At 75.4% G+C, this 16,983-nt stretch carries 21 protein-coding genes; 10 read left to right on the top strand and 11 right to left on the bottom strand.

Annotation, left to right across the window (positions count from 1 at the left end):
• The first annotated feature begins 110 nt into the window (after positions 1-110).
• Complete coding sequence (locus ACTWO6_RS11235) at positions 111-506, top strand: hypothetical protein (RefSeq protein ID WP_446219567.1); 396 nt, start codon at positions 111-113, stop codon at positions 504-506.
• A gap of 163 nt (positions 507-669) precedes the next feature.
• On the opposite strand, the gene ACTWO6_RS11230 is transcribed toward ACTWO6_RS11235, so the two are convergent.
• Positions 670-912, bottom strand: coding sequence for a hypothetical protein (locus ACTWO6_RS11230; RefSeq protein ID WP_446219566.1), 243 nt, complete (start codon positions 910-912; stop codon positions 670-672).
• A 70-nt stretch (positions 913-982) separates the two neighbouring features.
• On the bottom strand, positions 983-1,882 hold the full coding sequence (locus tag ACTWO6_RS11225) for a DUF72 domain-containing protein (RefSeq protein ID WP_446219565.1): 900 nt from the start codon (positions 1,880-1,882) through the stop codon (positions 983-985).
• Between the two features lie 134 nt (positions 1,883-2,016).
• Between ACTWO6_RS11225 and ACTWO6_RS11220 the strand changes: the two genes are divergently transcribed.
• On the top strand, positions 2,017-2,523 hold the full coding sequence (locus tag ACTWO6_RS11220; protein WP_446219564.1) for a DinB family protein: 507 nt from the start codon (positions 2,017-2,019) through the stop codon (positions 2,521-2,523).
• A 116-nt stretch (positions 2,524-2,639) separates the two neighbouring features.
• Positions 2,640-3,401, top strand: a complete 762-nt coding sequence (locus ACTWO6_RS11215; RefSeq protein ID WP_446219563.1) for a hypothetical protein — start codon at positions 2,640-2,642, stop codon at positions 3,399-3,401.
• A 91-nt stretch (positions 3,402-3,492) separates the two neighbouring features.
• Here ACTWO6_RS11215 and ACTWO6_RS11210 read toward each other — a convergent pair whose 3' ends face one another.
• Positions 3,493-3,717: a hypothetical protein gene (locus tag ACTWO6_RS11210; protein ID WP_446219562.1), complete on the bottom strand. Its 225-nt coding sequence runs from the start codon at positions 3,715-3,717 to the stop codon at positions 3,493-3,495.
• A 21-nt stretch (positions 3,718-3,738) separates the two neighbouring features.
• On the opposite strand from ACTWO6_RS11210, the gene ACTWO6_RS11205 reads away from it, so the two are divergent.
• Both ACTWO6_RS11205 and ACTWO6_RS11200 read left to right on the top strand, forming a co-directional pair.
• Positions 3,739-3,921: a hypothetical protein gene (locus ACTWO6_RS11205; protein ID WP_446219561.1), complete on the top strand. Its 183-nt coding sequence runs from the start codon at positions 3,739-3,741 to the stop codon at positions 3,919-3,921.
• A gap of 39 nt (positions 3,922-3,960) precedes the next feature.
• Positions 3,961-4,518 carry a Pr6Pr family membrane protein gene (locus ACTWO6_RS11200; protein ID WP_446219560.1) on the top strand — a complete coding sequence of 186 codons (558 nt, stop codon included), beginning with the start codon at positions 3,961-3,963 and terminating at the stop codon, positions 4,516-4,518.
• Positions 4,519-4,558: 40 nt separating this feature from the next.
• Here ACTWO6_RS11200 and ACTWO6_RS11195 read toward each other — a convergent pair whose 3' ends face one another.
• The 3 genes from ACTWO6_RS11195 to ACTWO6_RS11185 form a co-directional block, all read right to left on the bottom strand.
• A complete protein-coding gene (locus ACTWO6_RS11195; protein ID WP_446219559.1) occupies positions 4,559-6,616 on the bottom strand; it encodes an amylo-alpha-1,6-glucosidase in 2,058 nt (685 codons plus the stop codon).
• Entirely contained in the window at positions 6,613-6,990 is a 378-nt protein-coding gene (locus ACTWO6_RS11190) for an SCP2 sterol-binding domain-containing protein (RefSeq protein WP_446219558.1), read from the bottom strand. Before ACTWO6_RS11190 ends, ACTWO6_RS11195 begins: the two co-directional genes overlap by 4 nt.
• Positions 6,991-7,123: 133 nt before the next feature.
• Positions 7,124-7,633 carry a mycothiol transferase gene (locus ACTWO6_RS11185; protein ID WP_446219557.1) on the bottom strand — a complete coding sequence of 170 codons (510 nt, stop codon included), beginning with the start codon at positions 7,631-7,633 and terminating at the stop codon, positions 7,124-7,126.
• A gap of 81 nt (positions 7,634-7,714) precedes the next feature.
• Here ACTWO6_RS11185 and ACTWO6_RS11180 point away from each other — a divergent pair, with 81 nt between their 5' ends.
• On the top strand, positions 7,715-8,230 hold the full coding sequence (locus tag ACTWO6_RS11180; RefSeq protein ID WP_446220626.1) for a 2'-5' RNA ligase family protein: 516 nt from the start codon (positions 7,715-7,717) through the stop codon (positions 8,228-8,230).
• 25 nt (positions 8,231-8,255) lie between these two features.
• Here the strand turns inward: ACTWO6_RS11180 and ACTWO6_RS11175 are convergent, their stop codons facing one another.
• Positions 8,256-8,714, bottom strand: a complete 459-nt coding sequence (locus ACTWO6_RS11175) for an N-acetyltransferase family protein (RefSeq protein WP_446219556.1) — start codon at positions 8,712-8,714, stop codon at positions 8,256-8,258.
• 200 nt (positions 8,715-8,914) lie between these two features.
• On the opposite strand from ACTWO6_RS11175, the gene ACTWO6_RS11170 reads away from it, so the two are divergent.
• Both ACTWO6_RS11170 and ACTWO6_RS11165 read left to right on the top strand, forming a co-directional pair.
• Positions 8,915-9,742 (top strand): MEDS domain-containing protein, encoded by an 828-nt coding sequence (locus ACTWO6_RS11170; protein WP_446219555.1) that lies wholly within the window; start codon positions 8,915-8,917, stop codon positions 9,740-9,742.
• Positions 9,739-10,701 carry an anti-sigma factor RsbA family regulatory protein gene (locus ACTWO6_RS11165; RefSeq protein ID WP_446219554.1) on the top strand — a complete coding sequence of 321 codons (963 nt, stop codon included), beginning with the start codon at positions 9,739-9,741 and terminating at the stop codon, positions 10,699-10,701. Before ACTWO6_RS11170 ends, ACTWO6_RS11165 begins: the two co-directional genes overlap by 4 nt.
• A 42-nt stretch (positions 10,702-10,743) precedes the next feature.
• On the opposite strand, the gene ACTWO6_RS11160 is transcribed toward ACTWO6_RS11165, so the two are convergent.
• The 3 genes from ACTWO6_RS11160 to ACTWO6_RS11150 are packed head-to-tail and all read right to left on the bottom strand — an operon-like array spanning position 10,744 to position 13,623.
• Positions 10,744-11,370, bottom strand: coding sequence for a LutC/YkgG family protein (locus ACTWO6_RS11160; RefSeq protein WP_446219553.1), 627 nt, complete (start codon positions 11,368-11,370; stop codon positions 10,744-10,746).
• Positions 11,367-12,821 (bottom strand): lactate utilization protein B, encoded by a 1,455-nt coding sequence (locus ACTWO6_RS11155; RefSeq protein WP_446219552.1) that lies wholly within the window; start codon positions 12,819-12,821, stop codon positions 11,367-11,369. Before ACTWO6_RS11155 ends, ACTWO6_RS11160 begins: the two co-directional genes overlap by 4 nt.
• 25 nt (positions 12,822-12,846) lie before the next feature.
• Positions 12,847-13,623 (bottom strand): (Fe-S)-binding protein, encoded by a 777-nt coding sequence (locus ACTWO6_RS11150; RefSeq protein ID WP_446219551.1) that lies wholly within the window; start codon positions 13,621-13,623, stop codon positions 12,847-12,849.
• A gap of 121 nt (positions 13,624-13,744) precedes the next feature.
• Between ACTWO6_RS11150 and ACTWO6_RS11145 the strand changes: the two genes are divergently transcribed.
• On the top strand, positions 13,745-15,019 hold the full coding sequence (locus ACTWO6_RS11145) for an MFS transporter (RefSeq protein ID WP_446219550.1): 1,275 nt from the start codon (positions 13,745-13,747) through the stop codon (positions 15,017-15,019).
• A gap of 180 nt (positions 15,020-15,199) precedes the next feature.
• The gene (locus ACTWO6_RS11140; RefSeq protein ID WP_446219549.1) at positions 15,200-16,630 is read left to right on the top strand and encodes a hypothetical protein; all 1,431 of its coding nucleotides are present in this window, start codon (positions 15,200-15,202) and stop codon (positions 16,628-16,630) included.
• A gap of 57 nt (positions 16,631-16,687) precedes the next feature.
• Here ACTWO6_RS11140 and ACTWO6_RS11135 read toward each other — a convergent pair whose 3' ends face one another.
• Positions 16,688-16,906, bottom strand: coding sequence for a hypothetical protein (locus tag ACTWO6_RS11135; RefSeq protein ID WP_446219548.1), 219 nt, complete (start codon positions 16,904-16,906; stop codon positions 16,688-16,690).
• Between the last annotated feature and the right edge of the window lie 77 nt (positions 16,907-16,983).

Here is a 16,983-nt window from a genome sequence, read left to right as displayed (position 1 = left end):
CCATCCGGCGCCGCGCCGCCGCCGGCGACCGCCGTCGAGGTGGGCGGCATGACCGGCGCGATGGCGGGCAATCAGCGCGGGCAGGGGCTGACCGACCAGACGAGGTGGCCATGACCAGCAACGACGGACCGGGCAGGGACGGCGAGCGGCGGGGGCCGGAGTCGACCGAGCCGTGGGGCACCACCGACGGGTACGACGCCGACGCGCCGTGGGGCGCGGGCGAGGACTCGCCGATGGACGAGGGCAGCGAGGAGAGCGCGGTACCCGAGGGTCGGCGCGGTGAACGCCGGGCCGGCGCCCCGGCCCCAGACGGGAACCCGGCCGGGCGGCACGGTTTCGGCCCGGTCGAACCGACCCGCACGCCGGAGGCGGGGCCCGGCGGGCCGCCCGACCCCGCGCCGAGCGCGCGGACCTTCCCGGACGACCGGGCCGGCGAGGACCTGCCGGACAACGCCCTGGAAGAGTCGACCGGCATGCACCCGGAGGGGGTCAGCTGGCGCGGCTGAGCGGTCCCGGAACAGGTCCCGGAACAGACAAGGGCCCGACCGCAGCGGGCGGTCGGGCCGTTGTCGGGTACGTCAGCGCTGACCGGCGGCCGCCCAGGCGTCGTGCTCCGGGCGACGGTCCGCCCGGGCGCGGCGGTGATCAGCGCCGCCGTCGTACCGCCGGTCAGGAGCCGGTCCCGTCCTCCCCCGGCGTCCCCATCGCGGACGGCTCGGGCGCCGTCTCCGGCGCGGCCGGCTCGGGCGCGGTCTGAGAGGCGGGCGGCTCGGGCGGTCCGGTCACCGGGTGACCGGTGTCGTCCACCAGGCTCGGCGCCATGCTGCCGCCGTGCGCCTCCTCGGCCTCCCGGGTCGCCCGGGGATCCCGGTCGTCCGGCCGGCCCGTCGCCGCCTCGTCCCGTCCGCTCACGCGCTTCCCCTCCGTCGTGCCTCGGCACCGCCGGTACCCGGCCCGGAACCGGGGAAACCTCCGGCGACGGTCAGGAGGCGGGGGCCGGCGCCCGGGCGACGACGACGCCGAGCAGTCCGGCGAGCCGGGCGGCGTCCCGCTGGGCCTGGTCGCCGCAGCAGTTGTTCATCAGCACGTGCAGCTCGGCGCACTGGTCGGCCAGCTCGGTCAGCAGCACCGACCAGCGGCGCAGCTCCTCCTCGCCGTAGGCGTACCGGAACTTCTCCTGCTTGTCGCCGCTCTCCCAGGCGGTGCTGTGCCCGTGGAACCGGATGACGGCGAGGTCGGCGGTGGCGACCAGGATCGGCGGCACCGAGGAGACGTGCCCCTGCGGCATGTCGACGCAGACGTAGGTCAGCCCGTGCTCGCGCAGGAAGGTCACGGTCTCCACGACGGCGTCCTCGGCGAACCAGGAGGAGTGCCGCAGTTCGACGCTGACCCGCCAGGGTCGGCACCGCCGGGCCAGCTCGACGATCCGCCGCTTCGCCGCCGCGCTCCGGGCCAGCCACGGCGGGAACTGCAGCAGCACCGCGCCGAGCCGGTCGGCCGCCGCGATCGGTGCCAGCGCCGCCCGGAACCGGTCCCAGAGCTCGTCGTACGCCCCGGCGGGCAGGTCGCGCCAGCGGAGCCGGCTCGGCCCGCCGGCCGGGCGCAGGTCCGGCGGCAGCGCCGCCACGGGCGTGTGGTGGCCGGTGAAGAGGCTGAACGCCTTGACGTCGAAGGTGAAGCCGGGCGGGGTGGCCGCCACCCAGCCCTCGGTGGTCTCCGGCAGCGGGATCGCGTAGTGGGAGGTGTCCACCTCCACCAGCCCGAACCGCTCCGCGTACCAGCCGAGCCGGCCGGCCGGGGTGTTGACCGCCCGCGGGTACCAGCCGGAGCGCACCAGCTGCTGGTCGGCCCAGGACGAGGTTCCCACCTTGACTACACCCATGTAGTTCAGTGCACCGCGTACCGGGCGGATCGGCAACCGCTGGGGACGGCCGGGGCGCGTCCGCTGTGGAACGGGCCGGGACTGTCGGTGGCCGGTCCTATCGTGGTCGCAGTCGTCACAGAAGGGCAGGCGCCATGAGCATCTCCAACCAGGTCGTCACCGGTGAGCGGGCGGATCTGCTCGCCACGCTGCGTCGGCACCGCGGCTTTCTCAGGCAGACCGTCGACGGGCTGACCGACGAGCAGGCGGCGCGGCGCAGCACGGTCAGCGAGCTCTGCCTCGGCGGCCTGATCAAACACGTCGCGGTCGTCGAGGAGCGCTGGATGCGGTTCGCCGTCGGCGGCGCCGAGGCCATGCAGAGCCAACCGGTCGACTGGGCGGGCCAGTTCCGGATGCAGGAGGGCGAGACGCTCGCCGGCCTGCTCGACGAGTTCGACCGGGTGGCCCGCGCGACGGACGAGCTGCTCGCCACGCTCGACCTGGACACCGCGCACCCGCTGCCGACCGCGCCCTGGTTCGAGCCGGGCACGAGCTGGTCGGTGCGGCGGGTGCTGCTGCACCTGATCGCGGAGACCGCCCAGCACGCCGGGCACGCGGACATCCTCCGCGAGTCGATCGACGGGGCGAAGACCATGGGCTGAGCCGGGGGCAACCGCCCGTTCCGGGGCCCGGGTGATCCATCTCACCTGCGCGATCAGGGGCGTACGCAGGGTTCCGATGTGACGTCGCGTCGAGCGGCGGCGCTGAGGGACACGAGATGAACGCACACCGCATGGACCAGGAGACCGTCGAGCGACTGCTCGCCGGTCCCGTCGCCTACCCGCAGGACGGTCCGGAGGCGCTCGTCCGACTCCTCACCGCCGTCCGGGCCGCCCCGCGCCCGCACGAGCTGACCGGCGAGCGGGCCGCCATGGAGGCGTTCCGGGCGGCCCGGGCCGGTGCCGTTCCGGCGCCGGCCATCCGCGCCGAGCGGCGGATCCTCGCCGGACTGCTCAACGCGAAGGTGGCCCTCGCGGCCCTGTTGGCCGCCGCCGCCGCCACCGGCGGCGGCGTGGCGCTGGCCGCGGCCACCGGCAACCTGCCGGGCTCCCCGGGCGGCACCGACGACGGCACGACGGCACCGAGCGCGAGCGCCGGTGGGCACCCCACGCCGACCAGCGGCCCCGGCGTCTCTCCCACGCCGGCCACCGGCGCGTCCGCCCGGCCGACCGGCTCACCCGCCCTGGTCGGGCTCTGCACCGCCTACCTGGCGGAGGCGAACGGCAACCGGTACCGAGCGCTGGAGAGCCCCCGCTTCGCGGAACTGGTCTCGGCCGCGGGCGGCCGGGAGAAGGTGCCCGGGTACTGCGACGAGGTGCTCGACCCGGGAAACAACCAGGGCGGCCGGACGAACGGCCCGGGCGGCAGGCCCGGCGGCGAACCGACCGGCCGGGTGACCAGCCGCCCGGACCACGCACCGTCCACGCCGGACACACCTGAGGACCCGGCCGGGCCGCCCACCGGCCCGACCGCGCACTGAGCCGAGGCGGGTCGGCCGCCCGTCGTGCGGGCGGCCGACCCGGAGGGTGCGGCCCGACCTGCCGGCACGGTCGCGCCGGCGCGGTCGAGGATCAGAACGTGGCGACGTTCAGCAGCTTCTCCTGGATCCCGTCGGGGTCGCCGGCAGAGCTGTAGTTGGTCGTACCGGCCGACTGGAGGGCCGACTTGACGGTGCTGGGGCTGGCCGTCGGGTGGGTTGCCTTGTGGAGGGCAGCGCCACCGGCGACGTGCGCCGGTACTGGGACCGGCAGCACCGCGCCCCAGAAGGCCGGAACCGGCAGCGCCGGTGCCGGCACAGCGGCTGATAGCTTGCCCCGATGAGGGTGCGGCGTCGACGGCTGGCGGTCAGCTTCCGCCTGACGATCGTGATCAGTGTGCTGGCCGGGATCGTGCTCACCGCGCTCGGCCCGGCCACGGTGACCGGCCTGCTGCCGTATTTCACCATCCAGAGCAACGTGGCGGTCGGGCTCTTCGCCGGCTACGCCGCCTGGCGGGCCTGACAGGACCGCCCCGAACCGCCCTCGGCGCTCAAGGGCGCGGTGACCCTCTACATCACCATCACCGGCGTGGTCTACCACCTGGTGCTGGCCAACCCGGCCAGCCCGTTCGCGATGGTCCAGCCGGACCGCGCGCTCGGTGAGGCGCTGGGCAACCAGTTTCTGCACACCATCGTGCCGCTGCTCGCCGTCGCGGACTGGACGCTGTTCGACCGGCGCGGCCGGCTACGCCCGCGGTACGCGGCCTGGTGGCTCGCCTTCCCGCTGGCGTACCTCGGGTTCGCCCTGGTCCGCGGGCTGATCGTGCACCGCTACCCGTACCCGTTCATCGACGCCGGACAGCTCGGCTACGCGGGTGTCGGGCTCAGCTCGCTCTTCTTCGCGTTCGCGTTCTGGCTGCTCGGTCTGGTCTTCGTCGGCGTCGACCGGGGGCTGGCCCGGCGCGGCTCGGCCCGCCCGGCGGCCGCCGCCGACGATCCGGCGCCGGTGGCCTCCGCGCCCGGCCCGGAAGCCGCTCCCGGGCTGGCCGCCGCACCCGGCCCGGACACCGCGCCCGCCGCCCGCAGCGAGTCCGAGGAGACGGCAGCCGGGCAGCGGTGACCGCGGTTTCAGTGGTCGCCGTCGAGGGCTGACCGACGCCTCAGCGCAGCCGGGGTCGGCGGCCGGGGGGCCGGTCCCGCCCGTAGGCGTCGGCGCGCCCCCAGCGGCCCGGCACGTCGAGCAGCTCGAGCTGGCCGAACCCTGCCGGCATCGCCGGGTTGACCAGCAGGTTGTCCCCGCACGGACGCAGCCCGAGGATGGTGCCCAGCAGCATCAGCAGCGCCCCCGACGACCACGACTGCGGCCGACCGGCGGTCGGGAGCTGGACCGGGTACTTCGTGACCTGGCGGGGATACCCGGCGACCACCTCGGGCAGCGAACCGCCGAGCGTCTCCACCACCGCGAAGATGCCGGCCGCGATCCGGGCCGCCTCGGCATCGTGCCCGTAGCGGCGCAGGCCCGTCGCGATCAGCGCGTTGTCCGACGGCCACACCGCGCCGAGGTGCGCGCCGACCGGGTTGTACGGGCGCTGCCCGTCGGCGTACGTCCGCACGCCCCAGCCGGTGAAGAGTTCCGGGCCGGACAGGTGGGCGGCGAGCGCGCCGGCGCGTTCCGGCTCCACGATCCCGCTCCAGAGCAGGTGGCCGAGGTTCGAGGTGAGCGCGTCGACCGGGCTGCCGTCCGGCTCCAGCGCCAGCGCGTAGTACTCCCGATCCGGCAGCCAGAAGTCCCGGTTGAACCGCTGCCGCAGCCGCGCGGCGTCGGCCTCCAGCCGGTCGGCGTACGCGGGGTCGTCCCAGAACTCCCGGGCGAGCCGGGCTCCCCGGATCTTCGCGTCGTACGCGTACCCCTGGAGTTCGCAGGTGGCCCGGGGGAAGGCGGGCTGCCGCCCGTGCCGGTCCACGATCGCGTCGGGCGAGTTCCGCCAGCTCTGGTTGACCAGCCCGTTGCGGGTGTTGCGGCGCTGGTAGCGCAGGTAGCCGTCGCCGCACGCGTCGCCGTAGTCGTCGATCCAGTCCAACGCCATCCGGGCCGGGTGGCGCAGTTGCCGGACCAGCGCGGCATCCCCGGTCCACCGCTCGTACTCGTCGAGCAGGATGACGAAGAGGGGGGTGGTGTCCGCGGCGCCGTAGTAGGGCCCGGTGGGCTGGTCGCCGAAGGCGGCCGCCTCCCCGTAGCGCAGCTCGACCAGGATCTTGCCCGGCTCCTCGTCGTGCTGGTCGTCGAGCTGGCCGCCTTGGAGCAGGGCGAGCAGCCGGAGCGTGGCCGGGGTCAGCTCCGGGGTGAAGGGCAGCGTCTCCAGACAGGTGATCATGGCATCGCGGCCGTACAGCGCCATCGCCCAGGGCAGTCCGCCCACCGGCACCCGCTCGGCGTACGCCAGCGGCGTGTAGCGCAGCACGGCCAGGTCGCCCAGCGCGCACTCGTACGCCGACGCCACCGAGTCGCGTTCGGCGACGAGCTGCGGCGCCCGGTCGAGCCAGTGCGTCAGGTCCTCCCGCATGTCCGGACGCACGACGCGCTGGTGGGACTGCAGGCTGGCCCGCAGGTCCCGCCCGCCGGCGCCGTGGATCACCGTGCCGACGTGCAGGTCGGTGCTCCACTCGCCGTCGGCCGCGACCCGGATCCGGAACGTCATCCCGCCCTGGTCGACGCTTCCGGACGTGCTGCTGGAGACGACGGTCTCCCGGGTGAACCGCTCCCGTCGGTAGCACAGCCGTAGCTCGCCCCGGTCGGAGTCGACCGTGGTCATGACCCGGCGGGGCGCCGGGTTGCGGATCTCGGCGGTGTCGGCGAAGTCGCTGGCGACCTCCATCCGCAGGACGAACTCGGCGGGCTCGGTGGCGTGGTTGAGCACGGTGATCCGCTCGTTGAAGCCGTCGTTGATGGACCGGTGCCGGATCACCGACACGTCGGCGTCGACGTAGTGGCTGGCGGCGCCGGGCACCAGCACGAACCGGGTCTCGAAGTAGGCCATGTCGTCGCGGGAGAGGGCGTGCAGCCGCTGTCCGTCGAGGGTGAGCACCCAGCGGGACAGGAACCGGGTGTCGAATGAGAAGAGCCCGATCGGGGCGTGCGGGTCCACCTCCATGTCGCCCTGCGCGTCGCTCAGCGCAAACGAGTTGCCGGCGATGACGTGCACCAACTCCTGTTTCATGCCGTGCCACCCCGCCCGCAGGCCGCGTCGCGCGGGTGCCGGGCGCCCGGCGGGCCCGGGAAGAGCCGGCGCAGCGTCAACAGCAACCGGAGGTTTCCCCGCGCGGTGAGGTCGTTGCGCAGCAGCCCCGCCACCACGTGGAGCTGGCCGGCCGCCAGCCGGTCGAAGACCTCGCGGTCGGCGCGGACGATCAGCTCGGCCTCGTCGGGGGAACGGGCCACCTCGACGTTCTGGTGGTCGATGGTCAGGTACCAGTGCTCGGTGTGCCCGCCGTCGTACAGGTCGAGGCGGAGCGTGCCGGCGGTGTTCTCCGGCAGCTCGGGATGCCGGCCAGCGACCCGCCGTTCCAGGTACTCAACCGCCGAGACGCCCATCCGGTCCCCCTCCCGTCCCCCGTCGTCCCCGCAGGGTCCCCGGCGGTGGGGTGAGTCCAACTCACCCGATCCGGGTGAGCCGGGCCGTTCCACCTGCTCGCCCACGCCGCGCCGGACCGCGCCCGGGCGGCGGTCAACCCCGCTCGATGAGCCCCCGCGCGTAGGCGGCCTGGCCGGCGTGCTGAAGGTCGTCCTCCAGCAGGCTGACCAGCCGGACGCCGACGGTCACCGGCGGGTCCCAGTTCTCGTCCACCACCCGGTCCAGGTCCGCCGGCCGCAGCCCGCGCAGGTACGCCCCGGTCCGCTCGGCCACCGCCCGGTGGTAGTCGACGAGCGCCCGCCCGCTCTCGGGGCGGACGGCGAGGACCTGCTCCGCGGTGTACCCGAAGCCGGTGTCGTTCGGGTCGGCGGTCAACCCGCACCGGCCCGCCCAGTCCCCGGAGACCCAGACCTGCTCCGCGCCGAGCAGGTCGGCGACGCCGCTGTCCTGGATCCGGGTCAGGTGCCAGACCAGCCAGCCCACCGTGTTGGCCCCCGGCGCGGGAGGCTGCCGCAGCTGTTCGGGGCGGAGCCCCTCGACCGCCGAGTCGACCAGGTCGGGCAGCCGGCCGTACGCCTCGGCCAGCAGGTCGTTCACGTCCACGGTCCACGCTCCTCCACGTCGGTGCCACCTGGGCAGTACCGCCCACGGGGCCGGACAAACCTCACCTCTAGGGTGAGCGACGTGGTCGCGGCGCTGGAGCTGTATCTCGACACCGACGCCACCCGGCGGATCCGGGTGCTCTGGGACGCGTTGGAGTCCGAGGGCGTGCAGAGCATGCGGTCGCTGCTGGAGCAGCGGCACCGCCCGCACGTCTCGCTCGCCGTCGCCGCCCGCTTCGACCCCGACCAGGTCGCCGACGCCCTCGCCGGGATGGTGGTGGCCGCGCCGCTGCGGCTGGAGTTCCAGCACGCCGGCCAGTTCGTCGGCCGGGTGCTCTGGCTCGGGCCGACGCCCACCGCCGAGCTGCTCGCCCACCACGCCCAGGTGCACCACCGGCTGGCCCGCGCCGGCATCACGCTGGTCGACCACTACCAGCCGGGCCGCTGGGTGCCGCACTGCACGCTCTCCATGCGGGTGCCGAACACGCTGCTGGCCGCGGCGGTGCGCCGCTGCCTGGAGGTGCTGCCGCTGACCGCCACGGTGGTCGGCGCGGCGATCACCGACCACGCCCGGGGCATCTCCCACCCGCTGCCCTGAGCGTCGGCCGCCCCCGTCGCGCGCGTCACCGCGCCCCGAAGTCGAGGATGAAGGTCGGGTACTCCGGCTGGGGGCAGGGCTCCCCCCGGTGGCCGAGCCGCTCGTAGAAGGGTGCGGCCCGCTCCCGGTGGGCCTGCCACTCCAGATAGCGGACCCGCCCGGCCGCCCAGTCCGACACGGCGTCGAGCAGCGCCCGACCGACGCCGTGCCGACGCCGGTCCGGACGGACGTAGAGGTCGTGCAGCCGGGCCACCCGGTGCGCGTCGCCGGAACGCAGGTGCGGGCCGTGGTCCTGGGCGGCGGCGTACCCGGTCAGCCCGTCGTCGCCGACCGCCGCCAGCAGCGCCCAGCGCGGATCGGCGAGCAGGCGCAGGAAGCGGGCCCGCTGGGCCGCCGGCGGGTCGTCGCCGACGCCCATGTCGCGCAGCATCGGCCACAGCTGCGGCCAGTCGTCGGCGGTCAGCTCCCGTACGATGGTGGTCACCCGGCGATGATCGCGTACGGCGGCCGCCCCGGCCACCCCGTCACGGTCGCTGCGGCGGCCCGTCGCAGCGCATCACGGCTGCTCGTCCCCGAGTAGCAGTACGCCGCGACGGTCTGACCCTGGCGGGCTCGGATCACGGCCGACCGCGCCAATGGTCGTTCCGGCGGAGCCGCCTAGACTGGCGCCATGAGGACCCCCGCTTGACCAGCGACGCCGCGCCCCCGGCGTACGGTCACGTCTGCTGGGCCTACGACGACCCGACGATCCTCGACGCCCGGGCGGCGGCCTTCCTGGCCGCCGGCCTCGCGGTCGGCGAGCGGGTCTGGCTGGCCGCGTCCGGCGCGCCCGGCTCGCTGACCTGCCGCCTGGACGGCCTCCCCGGCCTCGGCGACGCGCTGCGCAGCGGGGCCGCCCGGATTGTCACCGTGGACGACGCCTACCGGACCGACGCCGTCGTCGACCCGGAGGCCCAGGTGCGGCACTACGCGGCCGCCACGACGGAGGCGCTCGCCGCCGGCTACACCGGGTTTCGGGTGTTGGCCGAGGCGACCCCACTGGTCCGCACGCCCGCCCAGCGGGACGCGTTCGCCCGGTACGAGCACCTCATCGACCGCTACATGCGGGTTCATCCGATGTCGGCCGTCTGCGCCTACGACCGGCGCGAGCTGGGCGACCCGGCCATCGCCGAGCTGGCCTGCCTGCACCCCGAGACCAACGCCGACGTGCTGTTCCGCCTGCACGCCGCCGACCCGGACGAGGGCATGGTCGCCCTCGCCGGCGAGCTGGACCCGTCCATCCATCGGCTCTTCGCCACTGCGCTGGACCGCGTCGACCCGCACCCGGTCGACGGCCGGCTGGTGGTCGACGGGGCCGGCCTCCGGTTCATCGACCACCGCAGCCTGATCCACCTGGGCGAGCACGCCCGGCGGCGCGGCGCCATCGCCGTGCTGCGCACCACCCGGTCGGCCGCGGCCCGGCTGGCCGAGCTGCTGGAGCTCCCCGACGTCCGGGTCGAGGTCACGCGATGAGGACGGGTGCCGCCGCCGGCCACGTCGGCTACTACCACGAGGCCGTCCTCTTCGACTCCGACGAGCACCTGCTCGCCGTGGTGCTGCCCTTTCTGCTCGGCGGCGTCGAGGCCGGCGAGCCGACCGTGGTGGGCTTCGGCGGGCGCCACGCCGAGCTGGTCCGGCGGGCCCTGCCCGCCGGCTCGGGCGTGACGTTCCTGCCCGGCGGCGACGTCTACGCCCGGCCGACCGCCGCGATCCGCTCCTACCGCAACCTGCTCGCCTCGTACGTGGCCGACGGCGCCCAGCAGATCCGCATCGTCGGTGAGCTGCCCCCCAGCGCGCTCGGCTCGACGTGGGACTGGTGGGCCCGGTACGAGTCCGCCATCAACCACGCCTACGACGACTTCCCGCTCTGGAGCATGTGCGCGTACGACACCCGGATCGCCCCGGCCCGGGTGCTGGCGGACGTGGAGCGTACCCACCCCCGGGTCGCCCGGCCGGACGGCAGTCACGTCCCGACCGGCGTCTACACCCAGCCGACCAGCTACCTGACCGAGTCGCGGCCGATGCTGCTCGACCCGGTGCAGCGGACGGCGCCGGTGGTCGAGCTGACCGACCCGACGCCCGCGGAGGCCCGCGCCGCCGTCTACGCCGCCGACCGGGGGCAGCTCCCCGCCGACGACGTCGAGGACCTGGTGGTGGCGGTCAGCGAGATGGTGACCAACGCGCTGCGGCACGGTCTCCCGCCGGCCCGGCTGCGGCTGTGGAGCGGCGCCGACCGCATCGTGGCCACGGTGAGCGACGGCGGCGACGGGCCGAAGGACCCGTTCGCCGGCCTCCTTCCGGCAACCACCGGCTCGGCCGGTGGGCTGGGCCTGTGGATCTCCCACCAGACCTGCAACCACGTGGTGCTGCACCGCGGACCGGACGGCTTCACGGTCCGGCTGACGGCGGGCAACCCGCACTTCCCGGTCTGATCCGGGCCGTCCGGCGGCAGCCGCTCATCCGGCGGCGACCGATCAGCCGTCGGTGACCACGACGTGCAGGCGGCGCGGGCCGTGCACGCCCTCCACCCGGTTCAGTTCGATGTCGCTGGTGGCCGAGGGGCCGCTGATCCAGGTCAGCGGGCGGCCCGGGGTGAGCCGGGCGAGGGCCTCCGGCACGGTGGCCACCACCTGCTCGGGGCGGACCACGCAGACGTGCCGGTCGGGCAGGAGGCTGATGAGCCGCCGGCCCTGGTCGGCGGCGGCGTCGAGGACGATCGTGCCGGTCTCGGCGACGGCGACCGCCGCCGCGGTGACCACGGCGTCCAGGTCAGCCAGCCGGTCGGCGGGCAGGTCGTCGTCGACCACCAGCTCGACGCCGCCGGGCCGCCAGCCGACGGGCAGCCCGGGCGGCACCACGACCGCGGCGGCGCCCTCGGCGGCGAGAATGCCGGCGACCGTGTCGGCGACGGCGGCCTCGGTGGCCCGGTGCACCTGGGCCCGGTAGTCGGTCAGCCGCTCGGCGAGCAGGTCCACCAGCTCCGGGTGGCCGGGCGGCAGCTCCCCCTGCCGGCGGTGGCCCGGCCGGTGGCGTACCGGCGCGGGCGGCGCGCCGGCCAGGGCGGCCCGCAGCCGGGCCAGCACGACGTCGCGGGCGGTCATGACCGGCTCCGCTCCGACCACCACTGGCGGAAGGTCTGCGGCGGCGCGGCCGGCACGTCCCGGCTCGCGGTCCAGCCGTTCAGCGGCGGCGGCAGGGCGCGCCCGGCGACCCGGCCCAGCCCCGCGGCGCGCTGCGCGGCCGCGTACAGCCGGGGATGGTCCATCGTGTACGCCGCCGCGGCCATCGCGACCGCCTCGGCGCTCGGCGTCCGGTGCGCCGCCCGCTGCTCGGCCACGTGCCGGGCGCGCAGGTGGACCAGGACGGACGGGATGTCGATCATCACCGGGCAGGCGTCGAAGCAGGCCCCGCAGAGCGACGACGCGTACGGCAGGGAGGCGTTCTCCTCGACCCCGGTGAGCTGCGGGGAGAGCACCGCCCCGATCGGCCCCGGATAGACCGACCCGTAGGCGTGCCCGCCGGTGCGCTCGTACACCGGGCAGACGTTGAGGCAGGCGGAGCAGCGGATGCAGTGCAGCGCCTGGCGGCCCACCTCGTCGGCGAGCACCGCGCTGCGGCCGTTGTCCAGCAGCACCAGGTGCACCTGCTGCGGACCGTCGCCCGGGGTGACCCCGGTCCACATCGAGGTGTACGGGTTCATCCGCTCCCCGGTCGACGCCCGGGGCAGCAGTTGCAGGAAGACCCCGAGGTCGTCCCAGGTGGGGATGACCTTCTCGATGCCCATCACGGTGATCAGGGTCTCCGGCAGGGTGAGGCACATCCGCCCGTTGCCCTCGGACTCGACGACCGCGAGGGTGCCGGTCTCGGCGACCGCGAAGTTCGCCCCGGAGACGGCCACCTTCGTGCTGAGGAAGGTCGCGCGCAGGTGCCGGCGGGCCGCGGCGGCGAGCGCGGCCGGCTCGTCGGTCAGCGCCGGGTCCACGCCGGGCATCTCGCGCAGGAAGACCTCGCGGATCTCGGCCCGGTTGCGGTGGATCGCCGGGACCAGGATGTGGCTGGGCCGGTCCCGTCCGAGCTGGACGATCAGCTCCGCGAGGTCGGTCTCGACCGGTTCGATCCCGGCCGCCTCCAGGGCCTCGTTGAGGCCGATCTCCTGGGTGGCCATCGACTTGACCTTCATCACCCGGTCGGCGCCGGTGACCCGGACCAGGTCGGTGACGATCCGGTTCGCCTCGACCGCGTCGGTCGCCCAGTGCACGGTGCCGCCGGCCGCGGTGACCGCCGCCTCCAGCTGTTCGAGCAGCTCGGGCAGGCGGGCCATGGTGTCGCTCTTGATCGCCCGCCCGGCGGCCCGCAGCTCCGGCCAGTCGGGCACCTCGCCGATCACCGCCGCCGACTTGGCCCGGATGGTGCCGGTGGCGTGCCGCAGGTTGCGGCGGAGCTGGGCGTCGGCCAGGGCGCGGCGGGCGGCGACGGGAAACGGCTCGTCGCCGCGCAGGTTGCCGACCCCGGCCGGGGCGGTCGCCGGCATGCCGAGGAACGTCTCCGTCATCGCCGCGCCTCCCGGTCCGTCGCCCTCACCGGGCCACCCCCTCGGTCCGGCCGGTCCGGTCGCCGGCCCGCCCCGCCTCGGTGCTGGCCAGGATCTCGGCCAGGTGCACGGTGCGTACCCCCGCCCGGAGCCGGGACAGCCCGCCGCCGATGTGCATCAGGCAGGAGGCGTCCCCGGCGGTGCAGACGTCGGCCCGGGTGGCCAGCACGTGGCGCATCTTGTCGGCGAGCATCGCCGTGGAGGTGTCCGCGTTCTTCACGGCGAAGGTGCCGCCGAAGCCGCAGCACTGCTCGGCCTGCGGCAGCTCCACCAGGTCGAGGCCGCGGACCTCGCGCAGCAGCCGCAGCGGCCGGTCCCCCACCCGGATCATCCGCAGCGAGTGGCAGGTCGGGTGGTAGGTGACCCGGTGCGGGTAGTACGCGCCCACGTCGGTCACCCCGAGCACGTCGACGAGCAGTTCCGACAGCTCGTAGGTGTGCCGGGCGACCTCCTCGGCCCGGCAGGCCAGCCGCTCGTCGCCGGCCCGGCGGGCCACCATGGCGTGCTGGTGCCGCACCGAGCCGACGCACGAGCCGGACGGGGCCACCACCACGTCGTACGGGGCGAAGGTCCGCACGTGCCGGCGCACCAGCCGCAGCGCGTCGTCCGGGTAGCCGGTGTTGACGTGCATCTGCCCGCAGCAGGTCTGCTCCTCGGGAAAGACGACCTGGTGACCGAGGCGTTCCAGCAGCCGTACCGTGGCCTTGGCCGCCTCCGGGAAGAGGGTGTCGGCCAGGCAGGTGACGAACAGGGCGATCCGCATGTCCAGCCCTCCCAGGTCGCGTCCCGGTGGCCCGGCGCGCGGCGGTCCACGCGACCCGTCGAGTGTCCCCCAGGGACCCGGCGGGCGCCACCGGTTGCGGCCCGGCGATTAGCCTCGGGTGGTGAGCCCGCGCCGTGGTCCCGGCCCGGCCCGGCCCTCCCTGGGGCGGGACCGCTCCTTCGTCACGTACTGGATCGCGCAGGCGGTCTCCGCGGCCGGGGACTCCTTCGCCTACCTGGCGGTGCCGCTGCTGGTGCTGCACGCGACCGGCTCGGTGGCCCGGATGGGCCTGCTCACCGCGGTGGCCGGGGTGGCGTCGGTCGGCGCGGGCGTCTTCGGCGGGGTGCTCGTCGACCGGTTCGACCGGCGGACCCTGATGATCGTCGCCGACCTGGTCCGGCTGGTGCTGTACGGGCTGATCCCGCTGGTCTGGCTCGCCGGACCGCAGGTGTGGCTGCTCTTCGTGGTGCTGCCGGTCTGCGAGGCGGTCGGCATGGTCTGCCAGGTCGCCTCGGTGACCGCGGTGCGCAACCTGGTCGACCGGGAGCGCATCACGGAGGCCAACGGGCGGCTGCACGCGACGTACGCGGCGGCCGCCGTGGTCGGGCCGCTGCTGGCCGGCCTGGTGTCGGCCCGGTTCGGTCCCGCCGCCGCGGTCGGCGTCAACGCGGCCAGCTTCGCGCTCTCCGCCGTCGGCCTCCGGTTCGTCCGGCTCCGGCCGTCCGACCCGGACGTGGCCACCCCGGCGCGGGAGCGGCCGCTGGCCGAGTTCCTGGCCGGGGCGCGGTTCCTCTGGCGACAGCCGGTGCTGCGGTCGCTGACCGTACTGCTGTCGGTCTTCGTCTTCCTGACGTTCGGCCTGACCGACGTGCTGATCTACCACGTCAAGCACGACCTGGGCGGCTCGGACCGCACCGTCGGCACGGTGCTCGGTCTGGCCACCCTGGGCACGGTCGCGGGGGCGCTGCTGGTGGCCCCGCTGCGCCGCCGGCTCGGCTTCGGGGCCACCTGGATCGGCGCGACCGGCCTCAGTGGCGTCGCCGTCGCCGGAATCGGGTTGGCCGGCACCGTCCCGGCGCTCACCGTGGTGGCCGCGGTCCACCTCTGCTGCGTCAGCGTGGGTGGCATCTGCTCGATGTCGCTGCGCCAGGAGATCACGCCCGACCACCTGCTGGGCCGGGTGACCTCCGCCTTCTGGAGCACGCACTTCTCGCTCGGGCCGGCCGGCGCCGCCCTGCTGACCTGGGCGGCCGGCCGGTACGGCGCCGCCGGGGTCTGCCTGGTGGCGGGAGCGGGCTGCCTGCTGGTGGCCGTCGGCGGGTGCTGCGGCCCGGTCCGCCGGGCGGGATCGACGCCGATGGCCGGCGCGCGGGACCTGCGGCCGGTGCCGGGCTGAGCGGGACCCGACCGGTGCCGGGCTCAGCGCGACCCGACCGAACGGTCACGGCATCCCACCGGGACGGTGGTGGGGCACGCCGCCGGGCCGTTATGCGGTGGCGGTACCGTTGCGCCTCATCATGCCCTGCGGGGCGGTCATCCGCCGGCCTGGCGCTGGCGAACCGACGGAGGATGGCGCATGTCCAACGGCGAGGACGCGTTCGCACCACACGACGACGTGTCGGCCCGGCCGAGCTTCGAGCTCGCGCTGCGCGGCTACGACAAGCGGCAGGTGGACCGGTACGTCAAGCGGCTGGACGGCGAGGTGTCCACGCTGACCGCCGACCGGGACCGGGCGTACCGCCAGGTCCAGGAGCTGACCGTGCAGTTGCAGCGGGCGGAGACCGAGGTGGCGGAGCTGCGGCAGCGCCCGGCGCAGGTGGACCGGGCCTCCTTCCGCGACCTGGGCCCGATGGTCGAGCAGATCCTCGACCTGGCCGAGAAGCAGGCCGGGGTGATCAGCGAGACCGCCGCGAAGCGCGCCACCGAGCTCCATGTCCAAGCGGAGAAGGCCCTCACCGCGGCGCGGGAGCAGGCCGCCCGGGAGCTGCGGGAGCTGGACGAGGAGCTGGACGCCCGGCGCGCCGAGCAGGAGCAGGCGCACGAGGAGCGGCGGGCCGCCGCCCAGGCCGAACTGACCGCCACCCGCGAGCTGGCGGAGAAGCTGCGGACCGAGGGTCAGGCCGCCCACGAGCGCGCCCAGCAGGAGGCGAAGCGGATCGCCGAGCAGAGCAACCAGCAGGTCGAGCAGGCCCGCTCCGCCTCGGAGGCGCTGGTGAAGGCGGCCCGGACGCAGATCCAGCAGGAGGTGCAGGCGAACCGCAGCAAGGCCCAGCAGGAGCTGGCCCAGTGGCAGGCCAACATGGCCCGCGAGCTGGAGGAGCGGCGGGCCGCGGCCGAGCAGGAGCTGGCCGACCGGGCCACCGCGGCCGAGCGGGACATCGCCGCGCTCGTCGCCGAGGCCCAGCAGTACGCCACCGAGGTCCGGGAACGCGCCGACGAGCAGACGAGCGCGCACCAGGAGCAGCTCACCACCGTGCAGCAGGAGCTCCAGCAGCGGCAGGAGGCGCTGGCCCAGCTCCAGGCCGAGCTGGAGACCGCCGGCCAGCAGCTCGACCGGTCCCGGCAGGAGATCGCCACCATCGAGCAGGAGGGCGCCGAGCTGGAGGAGCGCCTGGTGGAGGTCCGCCGCGACCTGACCGCCGACACGAAGCGGCTGGCGGAAGCCCGCCGGGCCGGTGACCTCGCCGAGCAGCACGCCAAGGAGGTACGCGCCCGGGTGCAGCGCGAGGCGAAGCGGGTGGCCGACCTGGCCGCCGCGGCGGTGATGGCGGCCGCCGCGGGCGGCGGGGAGACCGCCGAGTACCCGCAGGTGGGTGCCCGAGCGGCCGCCGAGGCCTCCCCCGTCCAGCCGGTCTCCGTCCAGCCGGCCCTCGTCGAGCGGGTCCCCGCGCCGCGGGAGCCCTTCGACGCCTTCGCCGTGCGGACGCCCCCCGAGGGGACGTCCGCCGGGCGGACCGCCGAGGAGCCGGCCGAGCAGCCCGACGCGGAGGTCCCGGCCACCGCCTGAGCCCGGGATCCGCACGGGGGTGGGTCCCGGGGCAGCCGCCGGCGGGCGGGGCGCCGGTCAGGAGTCGGCCGGCACCCCGGCCTCGAGCTGCCCGATCAGCGGGGCGAGCAGCGCGTCCAGCTCACGGGTCAGCACGGCGACGGCCCGGCGCGCCGCCGGCGCGAACTCGTCGCCGGGACCGTCCGGCGCCGAGGCCACCCGCCACGCCGCCACCGCGAAGCCGACCGGGGCGATGTCGCCCCAGGTGTCGGCGAACTCGTCGGGCCGCGCCGACACCTCGGTCTCGTAGCGACCGCGCCCGCGCCCCGCTCGCGGTCGACCTGCTCGTCCAGCCAGAACGCGCGCTCCGGAGT

It is taken from the genome of Micromonospora sp. IBHARD004 (genome assembly GCF_052814115.1).
The sequence above is the reverse complement of the archived record's forward strand: the minus strand, read 5'-3'. Positions and strand labels throughout refer to the sequence as shown.